This window comes from Haematobacter genomosp. 1 (assembly GCF_002196855.1).
Lineage (GTDB): Bacteria > Pseudomonadota > Alphaproteobacteria > Rhodobacterales > Rhodobacteraceae > Haematobacter.
In genome coordinates, this window is the sequence record NZ_NIPW01000040.1 from 17,926 (window position 1) to 42,534 (window position 24,609).

Here is a 24,609-nt window from a genome sequence, read left to right on the forward strand (position 1 = left end):
CAAACCCAAAGACCCTGGGCCCTCAGACAGACCGGAAAGCCAAGAAACCATGACCTCCCTCCAGATCGCCACCTATCTGGCAATGGCCCTTGTCTATGCGACCCTGATGACCGCAGGCGCGGCTCTGGGGCTGCGGATCGTGGGACGGCGGATCGGCGGGAGCGGGCTGCTTTTGCTGCTCTCGACGCTGTTCATGATCACCCTCGCCCTCTATCCCTTTCCCGACCGGGCGACATTCACCTGTGTGCCGGACGAGGTGCATACCCAGTTTCAGCCCTTTCACTTCCTGCCCGCTTTCACCCGGCTGATCGAAAACGGCGCGCCGTTTTCCGCCTGGGTGACCAATCTCACCGTGGCCTCCACGATCATGAACTATCTGGTCTGCATGGTGATCGGCCTCGCTCTCGCGGGCGTGACGGGGCGGTGGCTGCTGGCGGCGGGATTTGCCGCCACGCTCACCCTGGGGATCGAACTCACCCAGATCACCGGCAACTGGGGCCTCTATCCCTGCCCCTACCGGCTGTTCGACGTGGACGACCTGATCATGAACTTCGCGGGGGTGATGACGGGGTTCGCGCTGTGGCGCGGAGGACGGGCCCTCAGGGAAGCGCGCGGGCAACCGGCAGGCGGGCGGGAGCAGGCGCCACGGCATAGCCCTGATCCCCGAGATCGACCGTCCTGAGCACGGTGACCCGGTCCGGGTGACGTGCCTCGATCGCGGCCAGCGCCCGTGCGGGCAGGGTCGCCAGATCGAAATCATCCCGGTGCGTGCCGATGACCCGGCTTTTCGCCGCCAGAAGCCCGAGCCGCGCCAGCCAGTCGCGCGCCTCCTCGCCCAGCGTGGCGGGATCGGCGATCCGGGGATCATCGCGGAACTGGACCGTGACCAGCGACCGGCCCGCCGCGACGGCCGGCACGGCAAAGGCGGTGACGTTCCGGGCGCGCTTCACCACCCCGTGCCCGATCACCTCCACGTAACCCGCGAAACCGGGGGGCGGCCCCTCCAGATGCAGGACGGCGCTGAAGGTGCGGAGGCGCAGGCAATCCTGCCAGAGCGGCTCCATCCCCGCGATCGGCGCATGGGCGCGCGATGACATGACGAGCCTCCGCGCCCGGACCGGGCCTCGTGCGGTTTCGGCCAGCACGCCCGCCGGGCCGATACGGATCCGTTTGATCCGGCAGTCCTGCACCACCCTCGCGCCCGCTGCCTCCAGCCGCGCCAGGGCCGCCGCCATGACCGCGCTGTATCCCCCCCGGGGATAAAGGATCGGCAGGCCGAGATGGCGCAGCGCCAGCCCGGCATTGGCGAACGCATGGCCCGCCTTCTCCGGCTTTCCCCGGAGCGCGGACTTCCCCGCCACCAGCCCGTGAAGCAGCACCCGCGTGAGCCGCATCGGAATGCGCCGCCCGCGCCAGAGGCCGAAATCCGGCGTGTCGCGGAGGATCTCCTCCTCCGGCAGCAGGTTCTCGATCACCCGGTGGATATGGGCGCGGTTCTCCATCAGATGCACACCGACCTCGACCGAGCGGTAGCCCAGCACCTCGGGCAGGTGCCACGACCCGCCCGGGCGCGATGCGGCATCGACGAGGATCACCCGCTGCCCGGCTTCGGCAAGCACGATCGCCTGGAACAGCATCGGCGGGCCGGTGCCGATCATCAGCGCGTCGTGGATCGGCCCCGCTTCTGCGCCGGATTCGGCGCCGCATTCTGCGCCGAATTCTGCCCCGGCCCAGGGGCGGGCCGCTTCGGCGTCCTGCCCCCGATCCGGCCCGGCCTCAGGGATACCGGTGTCAGATATACCGGTGTCAGGCATAAAAGCCGGTCACCGCGTCGATCACCCGCGCGACCTCCTCCCCGGTGAGCTGGGCATGCATCGGCAGGGACAGCACCTCATCGGCCAGCCGCTCCGCCGCGGGATAACCGGCCCCATCGGCAAAGGCGGCAAAGACCGGCTCGCGGTGGAGCGGGCGGGCATAATGGCGGCGGGTGGCGATGCCGCGGGCGGCAAGGTGACCGGCCAGCGCATCCGGGTCGGGGGCGAGCAGCACGTATTTGTGCCAGACATGGTGGCAGTCCCGCGGCCAGGACAGCCGCGTGACCGGCAGGCCGGCAAGCCCCGCGTCATAGGCCGCGGCAATGGCCGTCCGCTCCGCGACCCACCGCGCATGGTGGCCGAGCTTGACGTTCAGCGCCGCGGCGGTGATGGCGGGCATCTGCGAATTGAAGCCGAGCATGCGGGATTGCCCCTCGTGCATCCCGTGATAGCGCAACGCGCGGAGCCGCGCTGCGACCTCCCCGTCATCGGTGACGACAGCCCCTCCGGTGCCGAGCGCGGAGAGCACCTTGAACCGGTCGAAGCTGAAGCTGGAGATATCCCCCATCCCCCCGGCAGGGCGGTTCCGCCAGGCGGCGCCGAAGTTCTGCGAGGCATCCTCAACTAGCAAAAGCCCGTGGCGGCGGGCGAAATCCTCCACCGGAGCGGGGTCGCCCATACCGCCGAACAGGCCGACCCAGACCATGGCCCGCGTGGCCGGCGTCAGCCGCCGCTCGGCATCGGAGAGGTCGAGGGTGCAGGGCGCCTCCTCCCGCTCCGCCTCCCCCATTCCGATATCGGCGAAGACCGGCCGCGCCCCGGTGCGCAGGATCGCCGAGGCGGAGGCGATGAAGGTGAAATCCGGCACGATCACCTCGTCCCCCGGCCCGATGCCGAGCGCCATCAGCGCGAAGGCCAGCGCATCCGTGCCCGAGGTGGTCGCGATGGCATGGGCCCGCCCCGCCGTCTCCGCCACCCCTGCCTCGAAGGCGCGCACATCGGCATTGTTGACCATCTCTCCCGCCCGCAGGATGCGCGAGATCTCGGGCAGCAGCTCGGCCTCCAGCGCGGTATTCTCGCGCGCGATACCGAAGAAGGGCACCGGTTCGGGCGTGCCGCTGGCTGTTTCGGATGCCGTCGGGCGGGATTGCACCGTCATTCCGCCGCCATCCGCCAGTCGCGCCCCGCAAGATGCGCGAGATAGGCCGGGATGCCCGCCTCCAGCGGATAGCGCGGCGCATAGCCCAGAAGCCGCCTGGCCTTCGCGATGGAGAGCGTGCCCCGCGTCGGCCGGTCGTGATCGTCGAGAGTATCCGAACCGAGGGCAAGAGCCGGGTGGAAGCTGCGGATCACGTCCACAAGGTCGATCAGGCGCCTGGCCTGGCCATAGGTCATGTTGAAGGTCTCCCCCGCTGCGGCCGGATGGGTCGCGGCCAGCCGGAACCCCTCGGCAATGTCATCGACATAGGTGAAGTCCATCGTGTGGTCCTTCGCGCTGAGCATGACCGACCCGCCCTGCAGCGCCGCCTCGCAGAATTTCTGCACCACCCGGCGATGCTGATCGGTCGGGCCATAGACCGCGGAGGGGCGCACGATCACCGTCTCCATCCCCGTGGGCTTCAGATAGGAGCGCGCGAGCACCTCCCCCGCGAGCTTCAGCCCGCCATAGACGTTCACGGGATTGCAGGGACCCTCCTCCGGCATCGGATCCTGCTGGAAGTCGCCATAGACCATGGAGGAGGAGGCATAGACGAACCGCCGCACCCCGGAAGCTTCGCGCAACACCTCCAGCAGGTTTATCATGCCCTCCGAGAGGGAGCGGGCGGCCGCCTCCACCTGCCGCGAGACGACGGTGACGAGCGGGATGGCCGCCAGATGGACGACGCAGTCCGGGCCGAAGCCGGTCAGCAGGGCGCGCAGGCGCGATTTCTCCATCGTCGAGCAGCGTTCGATCCGCGCGCCCTTCATCAGCACACTGGTCCGATAGGCGATATCGGTCTGTATGCGCGGAGAGAGATCCGCCGAATAGCTGAAGGTGAAATCGTCGAGCACGAGGATTTCGTGCCCCTCGTCCAGGAGCCGTCGTGTCAGGTGAGAGCCGATCAGTCCCACCCCGCCGGTGATCAGAACGCGCATGGCCTCTCCAGAGGAAAATTATGTTTTTGAACAATTAACTATCTATAAGGTAAGATATTGCCTCACCTCTGTCGATTGATTCTGCAGCGCATCGGCCAGCCCCCCGCGATAGCGGGCGCCGATGTCTTCCTGGCGGAGGAAATCGAGCGCTCCGCTGCCTTGCGCATCTGCAAGGCGGGCCTTCATCTCCCCCTGCTCCCGCACCATCCGCAGCATGGCCGCCGCGATGGCGCGGGTATCCCGGGGATCGGCGGACAGGGTGAAATCGCCCTCACGGAAATATCCCCCGATCGCCTGACCGCGCGGATAGAGGCAGGGCGTACCGGCCAGCAGCGACTCGGCAAACACCATCCCGAAGCTTTCGGCCCGCGAGACGAGCACGAAGGCCGCGGCGGCGTTGAACTCCTGCTGAACCGCCCCGTTCGGCACCGGTCCGGCGAGCCGCGCCACACCCGGCGCGCGGGCCGCGATCATCCGAGCGAGCGACCGGCGCACCTCCTGCGGCCCGTCGCCCAGGATATCCAGCGTGAGGCCGGGCATATCCCGCGCCGCAAGGGCCGCCGCCGCCACCAGCCGCGAAAGGTTCTTGCGCCGGTGATCGGCCAGTTGAAACGCCGTGACCAGTCGCGGCCCCCGCAGGACGGGGGCGATCAGCGCATCCGCCGGCCCCGGACAGGGGAGCAGAACGGTGGGGGCCGGTCTCGGCCCGAGATGCGCCACGACCCCCTCCGCCGCCCAGGGCGCATAGGGGAAGGCGATGGCCGCCTCCTGCCAGACCCGGCGCAGGAGCGGGCGGAGCAGGGGTTTCGCCCGCAGGATCCGCAGATCGGTATTGCCCTGCACCGACAGCACGAAGGGCACGCCCCAGCGCTGCGCCATCCGCCAGCCGACGATCCCCTCCACCGTCAGCTTGTGCGCATGAATGACATCCGGCCTGAGCCCCCGCGCCCCGCAATCGGCGACCAGCCGGTCGGCCAGAGCGAGGAGATCCCGCCGCAGGCCGATCCCCTTCGGCCAGCCCCGGTAGATCACCGCCCGCTGATCCCCGCCCGCCGCATCGGCGAAGTCCCGAATAGCGAGGCGCGCCAGCCCTCCCCCACGGTTGAGCGAGATCACGAAGGTCTCTGCCGCGCCGCCAAGCGCCACGAGATTGGCGATGGCGCGCGGCTTCCGGGGGTTGATCGGGTCGGGATAATCCGCGGACAGATGAAGGATGCGCATGATCGCCGGCCCCTTATGTCATGCGACTCTAGGACGCTTCCGGCCGAGGATCACGCCGGAAAATCCATCGATATGCAGAGTTCGGGTTTCACCTGACGGGACTCTTCGAACCGCCCCGTGCAGGGCCGGCCCAGACGGCCGCCTTGTCGGGCCGGCCTGACGGTGGAGCGGCGGCCCTTCCGCATGACAGCGCGGGCCGCCGTTTCGCAAACCGCATCGGGCGGGAAGCATCGGACGGGAATACGATTTGCCGGCGACAGGCGGCAATCGTCCGGGCCGGACGGCAAGGCAGGCAGCCCTGCCTGCTGTTTGCGAAGTCTGCGGCCTCGCCCGATCAAGGAGCGGCCCGATCGCGGTCGATCGAGCTCATGGCCCATCAAGATCATGGCGGAGACCAAATGGAAAAGCAGGGAACCTTCATCATGAGCTCCATCTTTCCGCCCGCTCTGCCATGAACACGCCCGCTGTGTTTCTTTCGTGTGAACCGGGTGGCTAATTCTCCGGGACTGTTGCCAATTCCGGTCCATCAAGATGCATCTAATATCATTCGGAGAAGTCCTGCTCACGTGACGGATATCTGTCCTGAATCGATCATTCACCCCCCGCCACTCCCGCGCACCCCACGCCTTTCATGTCATCTTCATATGAAAATTCTGCTGCTGCCGAACGCTTTGGCAGATCGCACCCTGTCCTGCAAAATTATACAGCAATTAATACAGCCGCCCTGATGTCGAAAAACATCGGATATATCGTCAGAAAATGTTGGACATTTCTCTGATAAACTTACAGAATTGCCTTATTAAACCACCCGGCAACAGGCTTGCTTCTGCAACATTTATACAGTTGCATGATACCCAGTTTCCCGGCGTGGACATCGAATTTGAACCCGCGCTCCCATAGGAGCAAAATAGAGGCAAGAATAATGACCACACCGAACACTGCCCAAGCTCCGGTCGTTTTTGAAGGCCGTGGTCCCCGCATATCTCTCGGCTATAATCCCACCGTCGATTATATCCGCTTTCTCGCGGCGCTGGTCATCGTTCAGTTCCATGCCCGCGCGCCGCTGAACGTCATCGGACAGGGGGCTGTCGGGTTCTTCATCCTCGCGATGATCTGGTTCACTCTGAATGGGCTGCAGCGACGCAAGGAACCGGTGGGCGCGGCATCGCGATGCGGGGCCGGCGACTGCTCTACCCATTCCTCATCTGGGGTGTCCTGCAGATCCTTGCAAAGGTCGCACAATCCGTAATGACGGGCGGCAGCCTCATCGAAGAGCTTCAGGCGTGGCACCCGCCGGTCGGAAGCTTCGGGCAATTGTGGTTCCTGCCCTGGGCACTGGCCGTCAGCGCTGTCCTTATCCTTCTGGCACAAAAGACGACATTCCAGATTTCCAGCTGGCGGCCGCTCCTGTTCTGGCTGGTGCTCTTTGCCCTGGCCACCATCGCCTGCCTGGAGGTCTGGTCATGGCAGGAGCTGCCCCTGATCCTCCGGCTGTCGGTGCTGTACCTGCCTTCCGTGGGCGTCGGAATGCTGCTTTTCGCCGTGCGGAACTCCGGCTGGATCCTGATTTTCGTGACAGCCATCATCTGCCTGTTCGGGCTTGTGTTGCGGGCCGCGGGGATGGATGGCACGCAGCAGTTGATCCTTGCGCCCCCGATCATGGTGCTGTCGCTGATGGTGCGGACGCCGGAATTCGGCTGGACGCGCAAACTGGGACAGCTCTCGATGGATATCTATCTTGTGCATATCCTGATGCTGAGCGTGGCCGGCGCCATTCTCGGCATTGCCACCCATACTTTCGCCGGCGGCATCATGATCTGCCTGCTGAGCCTGGGTGCGGCGCTGGTCATGCAGCTTCCCCAGATCGGGAAATGGCTCCGCTAGCCGCGCCGGAAAAGCACCACCTCAAATAAAGGGATAAACGCTGTGACTGGAAAGCCAGCCGCACACAGCGGCATGCGTCTTCATGCTCTGGATACCGCCAAGGGCATTTCTGTCATTCTCGTGGTGTTCTGGCATGTTCTGATGGTGTCCTCATCGGTCGGGTTCACGCCTCATCCGGTTTATTTTGCCGTGAACGCGCCGCTGCTCTCCATGCGGATGCCGCTGTTCTTCTTCGTGTCCGGCGTCGTCGTTGCCCATTCCCTGTCCGGTCCATGGAAAGACTTCTTCAACCGGAAGCTTCTGGACCTGCTGTGGATATGCGGGCTGTGGACGGTGATCTACACCGTGGTTCAGGGCCGCCCGACAAGCTATATCCTCACATCCTGGTACAGGCCGGAGATCCACCTTTGGTTCCTCTGGGGGCTGATCATCTACCGGCTCCTTTCCTATCTGTTGCGCAGGCACAAGACGCTGGCCCTCGCGCTGTCTCTCACCCTGTCGCTGCTTGTGTACCACGATCTGCCGCAGGATTTCTGGGGCAGCCTGTCCACCCACCAGCGCAGCGTTGTCAGATACGGAGCATTCTTCTTCTTCGCGGTCTGGTATGGTCGACAGATGGTGTCCGCGCTGTGCCGCTGGCCGTGGTTCGCTCTGGCGGCCGCGTTGATGGCCGCTCTGCTCGCCTCCCGGTTGGACCTCGTCTTCCTTCTGTCCTTGTCGGGCGTGATGCTGATCCTTTCGGCGTCGATCCTGATTTCCGAACACCTTGTCGCCGTGCAGCACGCTTTCACCTTCGTCGGGAGCCGGTCGCTTGAGATCTTCGTGCTGCATTTCGCAATGGTGGGCCCGTTTCTGAAGATGGCCAAGGGCTATTCCCACAGCGCCCTCTGGGCCGTACCGGCGGTGACGCTCGCCTGTGTCGCTCTGGCCATTGCGCTGCGCCGGATCACGGATCGCTTTGCCCCCTGGCTGTTCCGCGCGCCAAAGGGCCTGATGGAGCATTTCGGGGCGCGGATCGGCGCGTTGCGTGCCCCGAGCCAACTCGATGTCACCCCGGATGGCGAGGGACGCTGGCGCTGACCTTGGCGGGCAATCGGCCCTCAGCCCATCACGACCCTGCCCCGCAGAACCCGTTCACGGCGCCGAAGCGGGTCTCTGCGGGATTTTGGCCAGCTCCGGCCAATGCTTGCGCCACAGGCGCAGGCCCCATGTGTCGCGGGGATTGTTGTGCCCGGTCACCTCGTCCTCGGAGATATGCGGATAGGGCCATTGCGCAGAGGGATAGTCGCCGAACTCCCGCCCCGTGGGGGGAACGGTGCGGCGGGCATATTCCACAAGGCTCGCCTTCCAGGACGGCTGGACGATCCCCAGCGCCTGCGCCGCCATCACGAATTCCAGCCCCGTCGCGATCACCCGGTAATCCGCAAAGGGTGAGGGATTGTCCGCCTGACGCGCGCTGCGCGTATCGGTGCCCCAGCGGATCGCCCAGTTCGGATCGCCGGGTTTCAGCGTCCCGTCCTCCGACATGAAGACCCGATCCCCGGGACGGAACGGGTTGCCTCCCATGAGGGTCAGGGTGATATCCCCCCTCACATTGCCCCCCCGCGGCTGGGAGATACGGGCGCTTTTGGCACCGTCGACGGATTTCAGCAGCAGGCCCGCCAGCCCCCCCTTGCTCATGTTGCTGTTCGGCCGTTCCGTCTCGCTGTTGGAGATGGTGACCTTCGGCCCTGCCACGCTGACAACGGTGCGGATGCGGGTGATCAACGGCAGGTCGAGGCTTTCATGCGGGGTGCGGTACCGCGCGAGGCTTTCTTCCGTCTCCACGTAATACTGGCCGAGGATGTTGCCGCCCGCGGGGGAGCTTTGCCCCCGGTCCCCGATGATGAACCCTGAGAGATCCGCCCCCGCCCAGTGCTGCTCGAGATAGACCATGGGGAACATGAAGGACCACAGCCCCCCGTTCGGGCCGAGATCGAGACCGCGGACCTGAATGCCCCATGAAATCACCGCCTTCACCGCGCGCCTGACCTGCTCGGGGCTGCCGGCATCGGTCCACAGGAGGGGCAGGATCGCGGCCTGCATCGCCGCGACCTCCCGCCCGTAGTTGCTGTCCATCACCCCCGTGCCATAGGGCATGTATTCCCGGTAACCGCCCTGCTCCGCGCCGTTTCCCGGAATGGTGTTCGTGCCGAGCGAGGCCTGAAACATCTCCGCCCGCGCCAGATAAGCCTCAAGGTCGCGCGGCGGGCGGGTGCCGGCGGCGGAGCGGCGCGGAAGGACGCGCAGGATGTGATCCACATCCACCCGCTCCAGAACGATGGGCGCCACCGCCGCCCGGTTCACGGGGGGCGCGAAGTCGTTGGGCCCGGGCAGCGTGTCGCCGATCATCAGGCCGAAATATTCGTCCACCAGCGACGTGCCCGAGTCTCCGGCGCGGCGGATATGCGACCGGGCCGCCACCAGGATGTCCCCCCGCCGCATCTCGAGCGGGAACTGCGCCACCGCCTCGGGCTGATGCATGGCGTTGATACGGCCGTCCTGGGACTTGGCCCGCTGATCATATCCGCGGCGCTCCGGCCCCGGATTGAGCGTGGCGCCGTGGATCGTCCGGCCATAGGCATCGGTCGTCGTCGCAGGGCTGCGCGACACGATGCGCACGATACCGCCCGCAGGCGGCACGATGACGGCCTGGCGCTGCGGGTCCGACGTATAGCCGATCTGCGATCCTTCCGGCATCAGACCCGATATCCGGACCGTCCCGTCGGACGAGCTGACGGTGAAGGTCTCCGTCGGCTCCGGCGTCACGACCTGCCCGGAAGGGGGGGAGGCGGCCGCGGGACGCGTCACCGGCAGCGCGACGAAGGCGGTGGCCAGCAGGGCGCATAGCAAGGTCGCCGGAAGCAGGCGGAGGGCCGAGGCGCCCCGTTTTCCCGGCGGCGAGCGGTGCCTCGCCCGGGAAAGGGCATGGATCGTCGCCCGGCGGCAGGGGAAGGCAGGGAGGATCATGGCGTCAGCGTCCGCATCTGGCGGCCCGGCGGGGAGCGGCAGGCCCGTCCGTCTGAGACTGACGCCTTGGGACGGCAATGCAAATCACTTTCCGATCCCGTCCAGAGCTCTGGCCCTGCGCAGGGGCCGCGCGCCTGTCTGCTGCCGGCACCCCCGGGGGAGCGGCCGGAAGGGCAGATGTGGAGGACCATCCTGTTTCACCCGATCCGTCACCGCTATTCGGGGCCGCTTCCCTCTCCGGCCATGTTTCGCGCGCGAAACATTCAGCTCCCTCAGGCGACACGCTCGGCCTCCCCACGTGTTTCGCCTGGCCCCGAAGGCGAACACGAGCTCCCCCGTGTTTCGCGCGCGAAACGTCAGCCCTGCAGACGCAGCCATTCCGCGAGCCGGTCGCGGAGCGCCGGGGTCACTGCCGGGCCGCTGAGGACGATGCGCCTTGCGCCACCCGTCATGGCAATGCCGGGCAGGATCTCCTGTGCGGCGGTCTTCTGCCGGAGGGCGGATCGCGGTGCTTCGGCCCACCGGGCAAGAGTGGCCAGTTCCATGGCCGGATCCGCGCTCTCCCCGCTGCTCAGAAGGCGGGCCAGAGCCGCCCCCGCCTCCGGCTCCTCCGCCAGCCGTTGCGCCAGTTGCAGCCCCAGCCGCTCACCGATTGCTGCCGGGAAGCGGAGACTGCCATCCAGCGCGTCGTAGAGGTTGAGGAAGGAGCCGATCTTCGACCGCTTGGCCCGGCTCGCCGTGGCGTAAAGGCTGCGGAGCGCTTCTCCCCGATCGGCGAAGGCGCCCGCCTCCACCGCCTTGGCGGCGATGCGGGCCCGCTCGTAATAGCTCAGGCCCGCGCGGATCTCGTTCTCCTCCACCATGGCGACATAGGCGGCGCCCGAGCTTTCGGGTGTCCGCAGCAGCGCCAGCACGGTTGCGAACCGCGCCTCCCCCGTTTCCGCATGGAGCCGCCGGAGCGCGGAGAGCCGCCGCCAGCCGGAGATCAGGCCGTAGCGGCGCCCAGTTTCGGGAGCGGCATCGCGCGCGGCATCGCCTTGTCCCATCACCCTGCCCCGGGTCTCGCCGTCTGCAGAACTGAGGTGCAGATCTGAGCGGAAGCCTTGGCCGAGGTCGATCACCTCCACCGGGGCGCGCTGGCCATGGAGGCGCAGGCTTTCCACCAGCGCGTCGAAATCCTCGCCATCGAAACTCACCCGGTCGCGCACCAGATGGCCGGTGTCGATGGTGTCGAGAGGCAGCGCCTCCACCATCCGTCCCGTGGCGCGGGCCTCCGCCACCTCTCCCGCCAGCGCCTCCAGCGCGGCGGTGGCCGCCGTCTCCGCTGCGATGCGGGAGATGGGGGGCGGGCGCGGCGCGGGGGCGGCGGGCGGGACGGGCGAAACAGCCCGGGAGGCCGGGCCGAAGGGCATGGATTTCGTCTCCAGCGGGCCCTCCGGCATATCGGCCGGGTCAGGCTCGGCGGCGAAGGGCAGGGTGAGGCGCTTGCGGGCCATGAGACTCCTCCGGGTCAGGAATGTTTCGCGCGCGAAACATCAGGATTTGGTTGGGCCACCAGGGCAGGCAGACCACGCGGGGCAGACCAAGCGGGACAGGCCCTGCTGGCGGGCCAGCTGGCGGGACGGCAGGACATGAGGACATCCCCGCCGGCCCTGGTCGGCTTCTGCCGGCACCGGGGTTTGCCCCACCCGGCCGCCGCGACATCCGGCAGCAAGCCACCATGGGCCGCCATCCGGGCCGCATCGGGGCGGGCCAGCTCCGGGATCACGCCGCTTGCCTTGGTCTGCAAAAGCCCCTGTAAAAGCCCCTGCAAAAGCTCTGGACGACCCGAGATGTTTCGCGCGCGAAACATCACTCGGCCGCCTCCCGCGACGCCAGTTCATCCCGCCGCCAGCAGCCCAGCAGCAGCTTCTTGAACACCGCATAGGTCGCGTCGAATGTCTCCCGCCCGCGGATATAGGTGTCGCGGTTGAAGTCGCGGTAATCGGCCTCGTAGATGCCGGCGACCTGCTCCCCCGCCTGGCCGATCAGCGCGGTGAACCCCTGGCGGGAGGGGGAGAGGGTACGGCCCAGATAGGCCTGCATCAGCCCCGCCAGCTCCGCCTGCTGCGCGCCGTCGTAACGGGTGACCAATGCGCGCACCGCATCCCATTCGAAGGAAAGCTCCGGCCGCCCCAGCGCGCGGGCCGCCACATTCTCCCCCTCCTCGATGGAGGCGAAGGTGGAATGCAGCATGTCGAAGAACCGCCCCGTGGAATCGAACTCCAGGAAGGAGGCCCCCATCGGGACGAGCAGGATATCCGCCGCCGACAGCCCGTTGATCGTCAGGTAGCCGAGCGCGGGGGGCGTATCGAGAAAGACGAGATCGTATTTCTCCAGCACCCCGTCTTCGGCGAGGCTTTCGGAGAGCGCGTCCCAGAGCTTCCAGCCGCGCGCGGCCATGCGCCAGACGGGGATCTGGAACTCCGCCCAGTAGAGGTTGAGCTGCGCGCCGATCAGGTCGATGTTCGGCCAGTGGGTCGGGCGGATCAGCTCTTCCGCCGTGACCTTCAGCGCGTCGTTCAGCGTGTCGTCGATCGGGATCGGCGCCTCCCCCCGGTCGATCCGCCCGGCATTCGAGACGCGCAGGTGGCGGGCATAGTGGCGGGCGAGCAGCGGAAAGACCGTGCCCCATTCATCCGCCACCTGACCGCCGAAGATCGAGGTCATCGACCCTTGGCTGTCCAGATCGACCACCAGCACCCGGTAGCCGTCGAGCGCCGCCGACATGGCCAGATGTGCGGCGGTGGAGGTCTTGCCGACCCCGCCCTTGAAGTTCGCGACCGCGACGATCTTGGCGGGCTGACCCTTCGGCCGGTAGGGCTGATATTCCTTCGCGCGGGAGCCTTCGGCGGCGAAATGGGCGCGCAGCCTGAGCACCTCGTCCAGCGTGAACCACTTGGCGCCACCCTCCGTCTCCGAGGCGCCCTGCGGCAGCTCGGGGTTCTGGCGCAGTACCCGGCGGAAATGCTGGGGCGCGACGGGGATCAGGTATCTGGTGATCTCCCAGGTGGAGAAGAGCCGGAGCCGTTTCTGCCCCTGCGCATCGAGCCCCCGGCCCACCAGATCCTCCCGCCCGCGGGCACAGGCGGCGGCGATTTCGGCAAAGCCGCGGCTGGTCACCGGGGCGCCCAGTTCCGCCAGCGCCGCATCGGGCGAGATGTTGAAATAGGGAGGATCGGCCTCCGGTCCCGTGCTCATCTGCATCCCTCCGGCAGGTCTGCACCTGCCCCTTTCGCGCGGCGGTTATCCACCAATGTATCGCTTTTTTTAAGACATATCACAAAACGCGGTACATGAAACATAAAAGCGAACACAGCCCATTTTTTCTCAGCAAATAAAGGGGTTCCGAAGGAGGGGCGCGCGCAATTTTTCGTTCATTTGTGGCGCGCTTGTCACGGCTTCAGCGGGGGTCGGTGTTAGGTATGGAGTTATTTCACAGTTACGGGATCACGCCCTCTCCGCAAAGCCCTGATTTCACGGGGTGAGCGGTGGCTCGCAGGCGCAGGAGTGAATCCGAAACCCCGTTTCTCCGACTCGGAAACCACGTCGCTCCGATTCCGATCCCACGCTCGGCGGGCCGCAGGATCTGCATCGCCCTCCCCCGCGGCGCTGGACGGAAGGACGCGCGCTTTCTAGGGTGTCATTGAAACCACGAAACGAGTCACCCCGTCAGAGGGGACCGGAGAGGGTCGGGCAGATGCGGAAGACAGGCGCGGCACAGGCTGCGGAACCGGGCGGCAGCCGGGGGCGGGGGGCATGACGGCCGCCGGTTCCCGCCGCCGAAAACCCCCGCGGGCGGAGGGGCTGCCGGTGCCCAAAACTGTGCCCGGAACTGCACCCGCTGCGAGCCTTCCGGCCGAACTGCCGCGGGGCGGCTTCTTCGTGGCGGATATCTTCGATGCGCTGCCCAAGGACGATCTGGGGAGCATGGAGCATCCGATGTTCTCGCTCTCCACCCGGCCGGACCTGCGCATCCTCGCCTATGCCCATAACGGGGTGGAGATCACGGTGACCCCCTCCGTCCGCGGCCTCGCCACGATCCACGACAAGGACATCCTGATCTTCTGCGTGAGCCAGCTCATGGCCGCGATCAACGCCGGTCGCCCGGTGTCGCGGAGCCTCCGGCTCAAGGCGGCCGACCTGATGGCGGCCACGGGGCGGGAGGCGTCGGGCGACGGCTACCAGCGGCTCCGCGAGGCCTTCGAGCGGCTGGCGGGCACCCGCATCACCACCAACATGGTGACCGGAGAAACCGAGACGACCACCGGCTTCGGCATGATCGAGGCCTGGCAGATCGTGCGGCATAGCCGGGGCGGGCGGATGATCTCCGTCTCCGTCACCCTGTCGGACTGGCTCTACCGGGCCGTGCTGTCGAAATCGGTCCTGACGCTTTCGCGGGACTACTTCCGGCTCAGGAAGCCGCTGGAGCGGCGGGTCTATGAGCTGGCGCGCAAGCACTGCGGGCGGCAGCCGGAATGGCGGGTGTCGATCGAGGTGCTGCACAAGAAATCCGGTTCCGCCTCTCCCCGCCGGGTGTTCCGCAAGATGATCCGCGACATGATCGCCGCCGATACCCTGCCCGATTACACGCTGGCGGAGGAGGCGGGCGATGTGCTCCGCGTCACGCCGCGCGAGGTGGTGGAGCGGGCGCGCACGCCGCTCGGCGCGCCGCAGCTCACGCCCGAGGCGATCGAGGAGGCGCGGGCGCTGGCCCCCGGCTGGGATATCTATGCGCTGGAGGCGGACTGGCGGCGCTACTGGGCCGCGACCGGGCGGCCGCGGCTGGCCTCCGCCCGGAAGGCCTTCCTCGGCTATGTCCGGGCGCGGGCGGCAGAGAAGGGCTGACCCGATGTTTCGCGCGCGAAACATTCCCGAATCGTAGCTTCACGCGGACCGGGTCTGTGGAGGGCAGGGCAGGCGGGGCGCGCCTCTCTCACCGTAAACAATCCGCCGGATTCCGGGGGGCGGTTCTTTGCGGATCGGAAAACAGTCAGGCGAGTTTCCGAGGCATCTGCGGGGGGCAAGAAACGAAAAGGTTGTCTTTGTTACATAAGATCGCCTTAAGGTTGTTAAATTGTTGACGGAATGCACCCTTAAGATGCATTTGAGATCCGGTATTAACCCTATTGTTGTAATTCTTTCAGTTTGTTACCTTGGTCTTGCTACTAAAAGTTGAATTAATGTTTTTCCGCTCCCCCAAAGCGGTCTGACGACCCCAAACAATAAGGATCAACATGAAACATCTTCTCGCGGCTGCGTTTCTTGCAGCACTCCCCGTCGCGGCTCCGGCGGTCACCATAACACCGGTTGCAGGCGAGCTGACTTCGGCCACCGACGTGCTCTCTCCGGGCGGCACGGTGGTCTTCAACGTCATCGTGGACAGCCCGATGACCTTCGACTTCAGTCTGGCCGGATCGGGCGATTTCACCGATCTGCTCGACGTGACCTTCTCCATCAACGGCGGTCAAGCCTATACCTGGAGCACCTTCGGCACCTTCTTCGGGCGTGCGCCGCTTGCCACCGCCGGCGGGACGCTGCCCAGCTTCACGACATCGGAAGATTTCTACGTCACCTTCTTTGACGGCGTGGCCAGCCCGGTGGGCGTGACGCTCACCCTGATATCCGAGGCGGTGCCCCCGTCCTCGGTGCCGCTTCCGGCCGCCGGTTTTCTGCTGCTGGCCGGCCTTGGCGCGGCGGGTATCGTCCCCCGCACCCGCCGGTCGGACGCCAAAGCCGCCTGATACCGGATTATCCTTGCCGGGAAAGGCCGCCTTCGGGCGGTCTTTCCTTTCGGATGTTTCGCGCGCGAAACAGGGTCGGATGAGCGCTCCGCACGGAGACATGTCCTGCGCGCCGGACTGCGCGCGCCAGCAGCATCTGAACCAGCAGCCCCTGAAGATGTGAGGCCAGCCGTTGGCCTGTCCGCCCCGCATGGCCGCTGCGGTATCAGGCGGATGCGGAATTCTTCCTGCCTCCATCCCCGGCCCGGCCTCCCGGCCAGCGTCTTCCGGCCAGCGTTTCCCGACCAGCACCGGCCGGCCAACGCCTGGAGCGCGATCCCCGACCTGTACCCGACCTGGCGCTCCCGACCCTGCAGACCCCCGGCCTAGCGATCTACATCCTGTCGATCTTCTATGACATTCCCAGCTTCCCCCGCCGGCCTGTGACCGGGCAGCCTCTCTCCCGCCCAAGCCGAAGAACGCGCCGCCAAAGCCCCTGCAACCGCTTGCACGCGGAGCGAACTTCCGGTTTCATGCGGGTGACCCTGTCAGCCGAGAACTCCCCATGATGAAGAAGAGTGGCTCATCCCACAGCCCCAAAATTCTGGCCGTGGCATCAACGGGAGGGCACTGGGAGCAGCTCATGCAGATCGCCCCCGCCTTCGAGGGGGGGAGCGTCACCTTTGCCTGCACCGACGCCCGCCAGGCGGAGCATTACGATCTGCCCGCCTTTCTTTCGCTCCGGGATTACAACCAGAACGAACCGCTGAAGATGCTGCGCGGTCTGGGGGAGACCTTCGTTCTGGTCAGCCGGCTGAAACCGGATGTGATTCTGTCCACCGGCGCCGCTCCCGGGCTTCTTTGCCTGCTCTGGGGCCGGGTCTTCGGGGCGAAGACCATCTGGATCGACAGCATCGCCAATTCCGAGAAGCTGTCGTTGAGCGGCAAGCTGGCCCGAAAATTCTGCCACGTGACCCTGACACAATGGGAACATCTGGCGCAAAAGGAGAACCAGCCGGCCTACTGGGGAAGCGTCATATGATCTTTCTGACCCTTGGCACCCAATTGCCGTTCGATCGTCTGGTGAAGGCGATGGACGAGGTCGCGCCCAGCCTCCAGGAGGCCATCTTCGGACAGATCGGCAATGCCCGCGTGAAACCTGCCAACTTTGAAAGCGTCGATTTCCTGGCCCCGCGTGAGTTCAAGCAGCATTTCGACGCGGCGCGCGTCATCGTGGGCCATGCGGGGATCGGCACGATCCTGTCGGGGCTGAAGGCGGAGAAACCCCTTGTCCTGATGGCGCGGCGCGTGGCCTTCGGCGAACACCGCAACGATCACCAGCTCGCGACGGTTTCCCAGATGAACCGCATCCCCGGCATCCACATCGCCGAGACGCGCGAGGATCTGCAAGCCCTTCTGTCGGAGCCGGACCTCGCCCCCATGAAGGCGGAGGAGTCCCTCTCCCGTCAGAACCTGCTCACCCGTCTCCGGGCGGAAATCTTTTCCTGATCGCTTGCGCCTCATCGCGCCGTTTCGGGCCCCGGCAACCCGCGGGAGCCGGGGAGGGAGGGGGAGGCCGCGCGGGCAGGGGCTTTCCTCACGGAGGGGAGTGCCCCGAAGCACAGCCCTGCCTGCAGGCCGGCCCTCCGATGCTGCAATGCAGAACCCACTTTGTGTTTCCCGAACTTCCGTTTATATTGAAGAATGTATCGGGGCCTTCCGATGCGGGGACGAACTAGCGCAAGGGCTGCCAGACTTATGGATTTCGACGTTGTCGTGGCTACCCGAAACCGCCCGGATGCGCTTGAACTCTGCCTTCCCCTGCTGATCGGGCAGTCCCGCCGGCCCTCAAGGATCATCGTGGTCGACAGCTCGGACGATGCGGCGCCCGTTGCTGATCTGGTCGAACGGCTGCGCCCGCAGTCCGACGTGCCGCTGCGCCTCATGCGGTCGGCCAAGGGGCTGACGCGGCAGCGCAACCTCGGCCTGACGGAAGTGACGGCCCCGGTCGTGTTCTTCCCCGACGACGATTCCCTCTGTCATCCGGGCACGACGGAGGCGCTCCTGCGCATCTATGAGCGGGACGGGGAGGAGATGATCGCCGGCGTGCGCTGCGTCGATGCGCCCGAGCCGCCCCCCGGCATCGATCTGGGGCGCAGCTACCAGATCAGCGATGCCCATCGGAGCGAGGCACGGATGAAGCGGCTCCGGCACCGGCTCGAACGGGGCATCGCCGACCGCAATCCTTTCCCCGCGATGGGCAATGCGCTTGCCGATCTCGTGCCCGCTCCCGACTGGCTGGAGGAGGAGGATGCGGTGAAGGTCGGCTGGATGACCGGCTATCTCATGTCCTTCCGCACCGCGGCGATCCGCCCCTCCGGGTTCGAGGAGGCTTTCGCGGGCTACGGCCTGTTCGAGGATATCGACGCGAGCTTTCAGGCCATGCGGTTCGGTGCGCTCGTGGCGGCAAGGCGGGCGCGGGTCTATCACCATCGTGCCCCCGCCGGGCGGCCGGATCCGTATCATCACGCCGCGATGAGCATCCTGAACCGTGGCCTCATCTTCGCCAAGCAGTTCGGCTCGGGCAGGCTGGCTCCGGCGCAGGTCGCCGATATCCGTGCGCGCACCTATTCCTATGCCCGGTTGCGGATGATGGGGCTTTTGCCGCGGATCCGTTCGGCAGAGGCGCGGGCGGAACTCAAGGGAACGCGCGACGCGCTCCGCGCGCTCGATCAGCTGCTGAAACTGCCTCCCGACCGGCTGGGGGAGGGATACCTGCGTCTGGCGCGGGATCTCGGTATCGGGTGACAGGGATGATGGCGGAGTGGCGAGTGACAGCGGAACGATGACCTCCGATCCCGCCGCAGGGCGGCAACCCGACCAGAGTGGAACGCCCGTTGGCATGCAATCCCCCCTTCCTTCCCGCGGAGCACCCATGCGGCAGAAACTGAAATCAGCCCTGTTCGGCGGGCCCGCGGGCGCCGTGTTCCGGGGCATGAGCATTCTGGCGATCGGCGGGATGGCGGCCCGGGTCATCGGCTTTGCCAGCTATCCGATCGTGACCCGGCTCTACAGTTCCCATGATTTCGGCATCGCGGCGCTCATGCTCGCCTTTACCGGGATGATCGCGCCGCTGCTGACGCTGCGCTATGGCACGCCGATCGCCCAGCAGCGCAGCGACGGCGCGGCAATGAACCTTTTCGTGCTTTCCCTGACCTGCGCCCTCACGATAATCGCGGTCGTGACGCTTGTGCTGTTCTTCTGGGGAGAGCGGCTTTTCGCCCGCATGTCCATGGAGGATCTGGCGCCCTGGTGGTGGCTGGTCCCCGTGGGCCTGATCGCCTCGGTAACCTATGAGATGCTGTTGTCCTGGGGCGTCAGGCGGCGGAACTACCGGGTGATCTCGCAGTCCCAGATCAGCCAGTCCATCACCAGCAGCCTCGCCAAGATCGGGTTCGGCCTTGCCGCTGCCGGGCCGATCGGCCTGCTGCTCGGCGGGGTTCTTGCAAGCGGGGGAGGGTCGGGGCGGATGCTGCGCGCCTTCCTGCCGGATTTTCGCAAGAGCTTCCGCATGGTTTCCTGGCGGCGCATGCGCTACTTCGCCTGGCGCTTCCGCAGCTTTCCGATCTACCGGCTGCCCTCGCATTTCCTGTTGGCCTTCGCCATGCAGGCGCCCCTCATCTTTTCGGCTTCGCTCTACGATCCCGCGACGACGGGGCAGTTCGGCCTTGCCATGCAGGTCATGGCGCTGCCGATCGTGATCATCTCCCAGACCCTCGGCAATGCCTATTACGGCGAGATCGCCAAGCTCGGCCGGCGTCAGGCGGGCCGCATCTTCGATCTGAGCAAGATCATCCAGAAGCGGCTGTTTCTGGTGGGTATCCTGCCCACGCTCGTCGTGACCTTCTGGGGACCGTCCCTTTTCTCCCTGGTCTTCGGGGCGAACTGGGCGCAGGCGGGATATTTCGCCTCATGGCTCGCGCTCTACATGCTGTTCCAGGTCACTTCGACGCCGCTCATGCAGGTGTTCAACATCATGGGCAATCTGGCGGCCTATCTGATCATCAACGGATTGCGCGTGGCCCTGTTGCTGGTTCTTTACTGGGCCTGCCGGCGCACCGGGGCGGAGGCAGAGGTCTATGTGGCCAGCTACAGCATGATAATGGTGTTTTTCTACCTGTTCTCCAGCGGCTATGTCTTCTTCGAGCTCGCGCGCGCCGCCCGCCGGCAGCGAGAGGGGAGTTCTGCATGAGGCGGAACGTTTCGCAGTTGTGCGGGCAGATGATTGTCGCTTTAACCTTCCCGAACACCCCTCCTTTTCTGAACACCCCCTTGAACAAGCATCAAAAGGCAACCTCCCCATGAAGATAGCGATGATTGGCACGGGCTATGTGGGCCTCGTCTCCGGCGTGTGCTTTTCCGACTTCGGACATGACGTGGTCTGCGTGGACAAGGACCCCCGCAAGATCGAGATGCTGAAGCGGGGCGAGGTGCCGATCTACGAGCCTGGCCTCGATCAGCTCATGGCCAAGAACGTGCAGGCCGGACGGCTGTCCTTCACCGGCGATCTGAAGGAGGCGGTGGAGGGTGCGGATGCCGTCTTCATCGCGGTCGGCACGCCGACGCGGCGGGGGGACGGGCATGCGGACCTGACCTATGTCTTCGCCGCCGCGCGCGAGGTGGCCGAGGCGCTGACCGGCTATGCGGTGATCGTGACGAAATCCACCGTGCCCGTCGGGACCAATGCCAAGGTGGCCGCAGAGATCCGGGACGCCAATCCGGCCGCAGACTTCGACGTGGCCTCCAACCCCGAATTCCTGCGCGAAGGTGCTGCGATCGACGATTTCATGCGCCCCGACCGCGTGGTGGTGGGTGTCACCTCCGAGCGCGCGAAGGAAGTGATGGGCGCGATCTATCGCCCGCTCTTCCTGCGCGACTTCCCGATCCTCTACACGGATCTGGAAACGGCGGAGATGATCAAATACGCGGCCAACGCCTTCCTCGCCACCAAGATCACCTTCATCAACGAGATCGCGCGGCTGTGCGAAAAGGTCGGCGCGGATGTGAAGCAGGTCTCGAAGGGCATCGGCCTCGACGGGCGGATCGGCAACAAGTTCCTGCATGCGGGGCCGGGCTACGGCGGGTCGTGCTTCCCCAAGGATACCTCGGCGCTGGCCCGCATCGGGCAGGACCATGCCGTGCCGATGCAGATCGTGGAGACGGTCATTGCGGTGAACGACGCGATCAAGCGGCGCATGGTGGACAAGGTCGTCGACCTCTGCGACGGCTCGGTCAACGGCAAGAAGGTCGCCGTCCTCGGCGTGACCTTCAAGCCCAACACCGACGACATGCGCGACGCGCCCTCGCTCACCATCGTGCCGGCGCTGGTGGGCGCGGGGGCGCAGGTCTCCGTCGTCGATCCGCAAGGGAAACGCGAGGGGGAGAAGCTCCTGCCCGGCGTCGCCTGGAGCGAGGATCCCTATGAGGCGGCGAAGGGCGCCGATTGCGTCGTCCTGCTGACCGAATGGAACGAGTTCCGCGCCCTCGACCTGCCCCGGCTGGCGGAGACGATGGCCGTGGCGAGGATGGCCGACCTGCGCAACGTCTATGACGAGACCGGCGTGCTGGAGGCGGGGTTTGCCGCCTATGCCGGCGTCGGGCGCTGAGGGGACGGAGAAGATGGCGGGGCAGAGGGCTTTCATCACCGGCTCGGCCGGGTTCATCGGCTACCATCTGGCCGAAAGGCTGCTCTCCGATGGCTGGCAGGTCCTCGGCCTCGACGCGATGAGCGACTACTACGAGGTCTCGCTGAAGGAGAAGCGCCACGCCATGCTGGGCGCACATCCCGGCTTCCGCGCGGTGATCGGCCGCGTGGAGGATCAGGGGCTGGTGCGCGGCCTGATGGAGGAGTTCCGCCCCGATGCGGTGATCCACCTCGCAGCCCAGGCGGGGGTGCGCTATTCCATCGACGCGCCGCGGTCCTATGTGGAGGCGAACCTCATCGGCACCTTCGAGGTGCTGGAGGCGGCGCGGGCGGTGCCGCCCGCACATCTGCTGCTGGCCTCCACCTCCTCTGCCTATGGCGCCAATACCCGGATGCCCTATGCGGAGACGGACAGGGCCGACCACCAGATGTCCTTCTACGCCGCGACGAAGAAGGCCACGGAATCGATGGCGCATTCCTATGCCCATCTCTACGGCCTGCCCACGACGATGTTCCGCTTCTTTACCGTCTACGGGCCCTGGGGCCGGCCGGACATGGCGCTGTTCAAGTTCACCAAGGCCGTGCTGCAAGGCAAGCCCATCGACATCTACAACCACGGCGACATGCGGCGCGACTTCACCTATGTCGCCGATCTGGTGGAGGGGATCGCGGGGCTGATCGACGTGGCGCCCGGGCAGGAGCCGGTGGGAGAATTCGACAGCCTCTCCCCGGTGGCGCCCTGGCGGGTGGTCAATATCGGCAATGGCGCGCCCGTGCCGCTGATGGATTTCGTCTCCGCCATCGAGGCCGCCACCGGGCGCGAAGCGGCCAAGAACTTCCTGCCCATGCAGCCCGGCGACGTGCCCGCCACCTGGGCCGATGCGCGGCTGATCGAGGCGCTGCTGGGCCATCCCCTCCCCCGCACCGACATCCGCGACGGCGTGGCCCGCTTCGTGGAATGGTACCGGGAGTATTACGGGATCTGAACCGGATCCTTCATGACAGGAGTGCATTGATGAAGATCGCTGCCCTCGTCCAGGCACATCACCGGCCCGACCTGCTGGAAAAGCTGCTCGACCGGCTGTCCGGGGAGCTCTGGGTCCGCTACGTCCATGTCGACCGCAAATCCGACATCGCGCCCTTCCGGCTGTTCTTCGAGCGTGCGACCTTCGTTGAGGATCGCGTCAAGGTCTATTGGGGGGGGCTTTTCCCAGGTCGAGGCCTCGCTCCGGCTCCTGCGGGCGGCGCTGGCTGATCCCGCCGTCACCCATCTCTATCTGATGAGCGGGCAGGATTACCCCCTGCGCTCCGACGCAGAGATCCGTGCGAGAATCGCGGCGGCGGCGCGTGCGAATGGCGGGCAGGGCGGCAACTTCATGGATGTCCGCGAGATGCCTTTCCCCGACCGGACGATGACCCGGCTCGAGAAGCGCTTCTTCTTCGACCTGGGGCCCCGGGGGATCTGGGTCACGCGGGCGGTGGACCGGCTCCTGCCGCGCAGGAATGTGGCGAAACTGCTGCGCGGCATACGCCCCCATGCCGGCTGGCAATGGTGGCTAATCGAACGGCCGGTTGCCGAGGCGATGGTGGCCTTCCTTGACGCCAATCCTTGGTATCTCAACGCCTTCCGCCTGGTCTTCTGCAGCGACGAGCTGTTCTTCCAGACGCTCTTCGCCCATCTCGGCTTCGAGACAGACGGGCCGACGCCCACGGCGATGAAATGGATCTCCGGAAAGCCAAATCCCGAGCCCATCGATGCCGCTCTCTACGAGGAGATGCGCCGGGACTGGCACCTCATGGGGCGCAAGTTCGTGGATTTCCATCCCGCCGGCCAGGATGCCGGGCGCAGGGAGAGCCTGGGGGGGTGATCCGGCCCTCGGCGGCCGGATCCCGCGAAGGGCCCGGCCGCCGAAGCTAGGGCTGCGGCCTCAGCGCGGGAATGGGGCGCATCTGGCGCGGATCCTGGATCTTGCGGAACCGGAAGGCCGTCTGGACGATCCGGCCGGAATAGCGCCCGCCCTGAAGGGCGATCATGCCGCGGGCGATCCTTCCCGCAGACGTCCGGCGCTCCTGAAGCGAGAGGCGGGCAAAGAACCGTGCCTCCTCCACCAGCCCGGCCTTGAGATATTTCACCGCGATCCTGGCCAGATAGCTGGCCAGATGGGCGCTCGGCTCCCGGAAGAGGCCGGCCTGCAGGCCAAAGACATCGATGGAATCGAACCCCTGCCGGTCCCATTCACGGGCGCATTGCAGCGCCATGAAGGCCAGGGTGATCTGGGCGACATGTTTCTGCATGTCGGTGGCGATGCCGTCGCCGGCGAAAAGCCGGCGTTCGTAAAGCACATCCGGGATCACGGCATATTTGCCCCCGTAGCGCGACATCCGGCACCACAGGTCCAGATCCTGGGTGAAACGGAAGAACGGCCGGTATCCGCCCACCGCCTCGTAGGCGGAGCGCCGGTACATCACCTCGCCATGGGTGAAGGGGGAGTGGATGCGCCCCAGAACCTGCTCATGCGTGATTTCGGGCCGCGCCTTGAGGCCAAGGTCGCGGACCTTGACGATCTTCCAGTCGCGATCTACCTCCGCCTCCCGCAGACCGCAGGCGACGCCGATATGATCGGGGTGGGTGTCGAGGAATTCAGCCTGCTTGCGCAGCCGCGCAGGCAGGGAAGCATCGCCGGCTCCCATGACAGCGATGTATTCGCCGCCTGAGCTGTCGATGGCCTTGCGGATCGCGCTCACGAAGCCTGCGTTCGCCTGATGGATCACCCGGAGGCGCGGAGTATCGTAGCTGTCGAGGATCTCTCGCACACGGGGATCGGGACTGCCGTCATTGACCAGCACGATCTCGTAATCATCGAAATCCTGGGCCAGCAGGCTGTCTACCGTATCGCGCACGAAATCCGCCCTGTTGTACCAGGCGCAGACGACTGAAACTTTCGGAGATCGGGGGTGGGAAGGAGTCATTCTCATCCAATCCGGTTCGCAAGAACCCTGCAGGAAGGCCACTGCCTCTCAACAGTATCAAATGGATCCCGGGGTTCAAGTGGCCGAGCTGCAATGCAGAGATTAACTT

The 24,609-nt window shown here is 66.1% G+C and carries 21 protein-coding genes; 13 read left to right on the forward strand and 8 right to left on the reverse strand.

Annotated features, from left to right (window positions below; genetic code table 11):
* The first annotated feature begins 49 nt into the window (after positions 1–49).
* Complete coding sequence (locus CDV49_RS17340; protein WP_179209251.1) at positions 50–682, forward strand: VanZ family protein; 633 nt, start codon at positions 50–52, stop codon at positions 680–682.
* Here the strand turns inward: CDV49_RS17340 and CDV49_RS17345 are convergent.
* Genes CDV49_RS17345 through CDV49_RS17360 form a run of 4 tightly spaced genes read right to left on the reverse strand, consistent with a single transcriptional unit; the run spans position 600 to position 5,171 of the window.
* Positions 600–1,814, reverse strand: coding sequence for a hypothetical protein (locus CDV49_RS17345; protein ID WP_088216653.1), 1,215 nt, complete (start codon positions 1,812–1,814; stop codon positions 600–602). The genes CDV49_RS17340 and CDV49_RS17345 overlap by 83 nt on opposite strands.
* Positions 1,807–2,973 carry a DegT/DnrJ/EryC1/StrS family aminotransferase gene (locus CDV49_RS17350; protein ID WP_088216654.1) on the reverse strand — a complete coding sequence of 389 codons (1,167 nt, stop codon included), beginning with the start codon at positions 2,971–2,973 and terminating at the stop codon, positions 1,807–1,809. Before CDV49_RS17350 ends, CDV49_RS17345 begins: the two co-directional genes overlap by 8 nt.
* Positions 2,970–3,950 (reverse strand): NAD-dependent epimerase/dehydratase family protein, encoded by a 981-nt coding sequence (locus tag CDV49_RS17355; protein ID WP_035714984.1) that lies wholly within the window; start codon positions 3,948–3,950, stop codon positions 2,970–2,972. Before CDV49_RS17355 ends, CDV49_RS17350 begins: the two co-directional genes overlap by 4 nt.
* Positions 3,951–3,992: 42 nt before the next feature.
* Positions 3,993–5,171 carry a glycosyltransferase gene (locus CDV49_RS17360; protein ID WP_088216655.1) on the reverse strand — a complete coding sequence of 393 codons (1,179 nt, stop codon included), beginning with the start codon at positions 5,169–5,171 and terminating at the stop codon, positions 3,993–3,995.
* A gap of 1,170 nt (positions 5,172–6,341) precedes the next feature.
* Here CDV49_RS17360 and CDV49_RS17370 point away from each other — a divergent pair.
* Positions 6,342–7,055 (forward strand): acyltransferase family protein, encoded by a 714-nt coding sequence (locus CDV49_RS17370; RefSeq protein WP_143413196.1) that lies wholly within the window; start codon positions 6,342–6,344, stop codon positions 7,053–7,055.
* Between the two features lie 72 nt (positions 7,056–7,127).
* Complete coding sequence (locus CDV49_RS17375; protein ID WP_088216658.1) at positions 7,128–8,135, forward strand: acyltransferase family protein; 1,008 nt, start codon at positions 7,128–7,130, stop codon at positions 8,133–8,135.
* 54 nt (positions 8,136–8,189) lie between these two features.
* Here the strand turns inward: CDV49_RS17375 and CDV49_RS17380 are convergent, their stop codons facing one another.
* From CDV49_RS17380 to CDV49_RS17390, 3 genes are all read right to left on the reverse strand, one after another.
* A complete protein-coding gene (locus CDV49_RS17380) occupies positions 8,190–10,064 on the reverse strand; it encodes a hypothetical protein (protein WP_088216659.1) in 1,875 nt (624 codons plus the stop codon).
* 356 nt (positions 10,065–10,420) lie between these two features.
* A complete protein-coding gene (locus tag CDV49_RS17385) occupies positions 10,421–11,560 on the reverse strand; it encodes a ParB/RepB/Spo0J family partition protein (protein ID WP_242685137.1) in 1,140 nt (379 codons plus the stop codon).
* A 355-nt stretch (positions 11,561–11,915) separates the two neighbouring features.
* Entirely contained in the window at positions 11,916–13,304 is a 1,389-nt protein-coding gene (locus CDV49_RS17390) for an AAA family ATPase (RefSeq protein ID WP_035713472.1), read from the reverse strand.
* A 612-nt stretch (positions 13,305–13,916) separates the two neighbouring features.
* On the opposite strand from CDV49_RS17390, the gene CDV49_RS17395 reads away from it, so the two are divergent.
* From CDV49_RS17395 to CDV49_RS17435, 10 genes are all read left to right on the forward strand, one after another.
* A complete protein-coding gene (locus CDV49_RS17395; protein WP_373447814.1) occupies positions 13,917–14,951 on the forward strand; it encodes a replication initiator protein A in 1,035 nt (344 codons plus the stop codon).
* A gap of 389 nt (positions 14,952–15,340) precedes the next feature.
* Positions 15,341–15,847 (forward strand): VPLPA-CTERM sorting domain-containing protein, encoded by a 507-nt coding sequence (locus tag CDV49_RS17400; RefSeq protein ID WP_088216661.1) that lies wholly within the window; start codon positions 15,341–15,343, stop codon positions 15,845–15,847.
* Between the two features lie 622 nt (positions 15,848–16,469).
* Complete coding sequence (locus CDV49_RS17405) at positions 16,470–16,868, forward strand: hypothetical protein (protein WP_218822000.1); 399 nt, start codon at positions 16,470–16,472, stop codon at positions 16,866–16,868.
* A complete protein-coding gene (locus tag CDV49_RS17410) occupies positions 16,865–17,335 on the forward strand; it encodes a glycosyltransferase (protein WP_035713477.1) in 471 nt (156 codons plus the stop codon). The genes CDV49_RS17405 and CDV49_RS17410 overlap by 4 nt, the downstream gene beginning before the upstream one ends.
* Positions 17,336–17,584: 249 nt before the next feature.
* Positions 17,585–18,634 carry a glycosyltransferase gene (locus tag CDV49_RS17415; protein ID WP_035713479.1) on the forward strand — a complete coding sequence of 350 codons (1,050 nt, stop codon included), beginning with the start codon at positions 17,585–17,587 and terminating at the stop codon, positions 18,632–18,634.
* A gap of 127 nt (positions 18,635–18,761) precedes the next feature.
* Positions 18,762–20,078 (forward strand): lipopolysaccharide biosynthesis protein, encoded by a 1,317-nt coding sequence (locus tag CDV49_RS17420; protein ID WP_088216664.1) that lies wholly within the window; start codon positions 18,762–18,764, stop codon positions 20,076–20,078.
* Between the two features lie 109 nt (positions 20,079–20,187).
* Positions 20,188–21,492, forward strand: a complete 1,305-nt coding sequence (locus CDV49_RS17425) for a UDP-glucose dehydrogenase family protein (RefSeq protein WP_088216665.1) — start codon at positions 20,188–20,190, stop codon at positions 21,490–21,492.
* A 13-nt stretch (positions 21,493–21,505) separates the two neighbouring features.
* Positions 21,506–22,516 carry an NAD-dependent epimerase/dehydratase family protein gene (locus tag CDV49_RS17430; protein ID WP_088216679.1) on the forward strand — a complete coding sequence of 337 codons (1,011 nt, stop codon included), beginning with the start codon at positions 21,506–21,508 and terminating at the stop codon, positions 22,514–22,516.
* Positions 22,517–22,545: 29 nt separating this feature from the next.
* The gene (locus tag CDV49_RS20535) at positions 22,546–22,785 is read left to right on the forward strand and encodes a hypothetical protein (protein ID WP_179209253.1); all 240 of its coding nucleotides are present in this window, start codon (positions 22,546–22,548) and stop codon (positions 22,783–22,785) included.
* On the forward strand, positions 22,691–23,398 hold the full coding sequence (locus tag CDV49_RS17435) for a beta-1,6-N-acetylglucosaminyltransferase (RefSeq protein WP_256947390.1): 708 nt from the start codon (positions 22,691–22,693) through the stop codon (positions 23,396–23,398). The genes CDV49_RS20535 and CDV49_RS17435 overlap by 95 nt, the downstream gene beginning before the upstream one ends.
* Positions 23,399–23,444: 46 nt before the next feature.
* Here the strand turns inward: CDV49_RS17435 and CDV49_RS17440 are convergent, their stop codons facing one another.
* Positions 23,445–24,506: a glycosyltransferase family 2 protein gene (locus CDV49_RS17440; protein WP_131389083.1), complete on the reverse strand. Its 1,062-nt coding sequence runs from the start codon at positions 24,504–24,506 to the stop codon at positions 23,445–23,447.
* Positions 24,507–24,609: the final 103 nt, after the last annotated feature.

Excerpts from the sequence above, each read along its gene's own strand:
- CDV49_RS17340 (WP_179209251.1), top strand. The coding sequence starts at position 50 with ATGACCTCCCTCCAGATCGCCACCTATCTGGCAATGGCCCTTGTCTAT.
- CDV49_RS17345 (WP_088216653.1), bottom strand. The coding sequence starts at position 1,814 with ATGCCTGACACCGGTATATCTGACACCGGTATCCCTGAGGCCGGGCCG.
- CDV49_RS17350 (WP_088216654.1), bottom strand. The coding sequence starts at position 2,973 with ATGACGGTGCAATCCCGCCCGACGGCATCCGAAACAGCCAGCGGCACG.
- CDV49_RS17355 (WP_035714984.1), bottom strand. The coding sequence starts at position 3,950 with ATGCGCGTTCTGATCACCGGCGGGGTGGGACTGATCGGCTCTCACCTG.
- CDV49_RS17360 (WP_088216655.1), bottom strand. The coding sequence starts at position 5,171 with ATGCGCATCCTTCATCTGTCCGCGGATTATCCCGACCCGATCAACCCC.
- CDV49_RS17370 (WP_143413196.1), top strand. The coding sequence starts at position 6,342 with ATGCGGGGCCGGCGACTGCTCTACCCATTCCTCATCTGGGGTGTCCTG.
- CDV49_RS17375 (WP_088216658.1), top strand. The coding sequence starts at position 7,128 with ATGCGTCTTCATGCTCTGGATACCGCCAAGGGCATTTCTGTCATTCTC.
- CDV49_RS17380 (WP_088216659.1), bottom strand. The coding sequence starts at position 10,064 with ATGATCCTCCCTGCCTTCCCCTGCCGCCGGGCGACGATCCATGCCCTT.
- CDV49_RS17385 (WP_242685137.1), bottom strand. The coding sequence starts at position 11,560 with ATGGCCCGCAAGCGCCTCACCCTGCCCTTCGCCGCCGAGCCTGACCCG.
- CDV49_RS17390 (WP_035713472.1), bottom strand. The coding sequence starts at position 13,304 with ATGAGCACGGGACCGGAGGCCGATCCTCCCTATTTCAACATCTCGCCC.
- CDV49_RS17400 (WP_088216661.1), top strand. The coding sequence starts at position 15,341 with ATGAAACATCTTCTCGCGGCTGCGTTTCTTGCAGCACTCCCCGTCGCG.
- CDV49_RS17405 (WP_218822000.1), top strand. The coding sequence starts at position 16,470 with ATGCAGATCGCCCCCGCCTTCGAGGGGGGGAGCGTCACCTTTGCCTGC.
- CDV49_RS17410 (WP_035713477.1), top strand. The coding sequence starts at position 16,865 with ATGATCTTTCTGACCCTTGGCACCCAATTGCCGTTCGATCGTCTGGTG.
- CDV49_RS17415 (WP_035713479.1), top strand. The coding sequence starts at position 17,585 with ATGGATTTCGACGTTGTCGTGGCTACCCGAAACCGCCCGGATGCGCTT.
- CDV49_RS17420 (WP_088216664.1), top strand. The coding sequence starts at position 18,762 with ATGCGGCAGAAACTGAAATCAGCCCTGTTCGGCGGGCCCGCGGGCGCC.
- CDV49_RS17425 (WP_088216665.1), top strand. The coding sequence starts at position 20,188 with ATGAAGATAGCGATGATTGGCACGGGCTATGTGGGCCTCGTCTCCGGC.
- CDV49_RS17430 (WP_088216679.1), top strand. The coding sequence starts at position 21,506 with ATGGCGGGGCAGAGGGCTTTCATCACCGGCTCGGCCGGGTTCATCGGC.
- CDV49_RS20535 (WP_179209253.1), top strand. The coding sequence starts at position 22,546 with ATGAAGATCGCTGCCCTCGTCCAGGCACATCACCGGCCCGACCTGCTG.
- CDV49_RS17440 (WP_131389083.1), bottom strand. The coding sequence starts at position 24,506 with ATGAGAATGACTCCTTCCCACCCCCGATCTCCGAAAGTTTCAGTCGTC.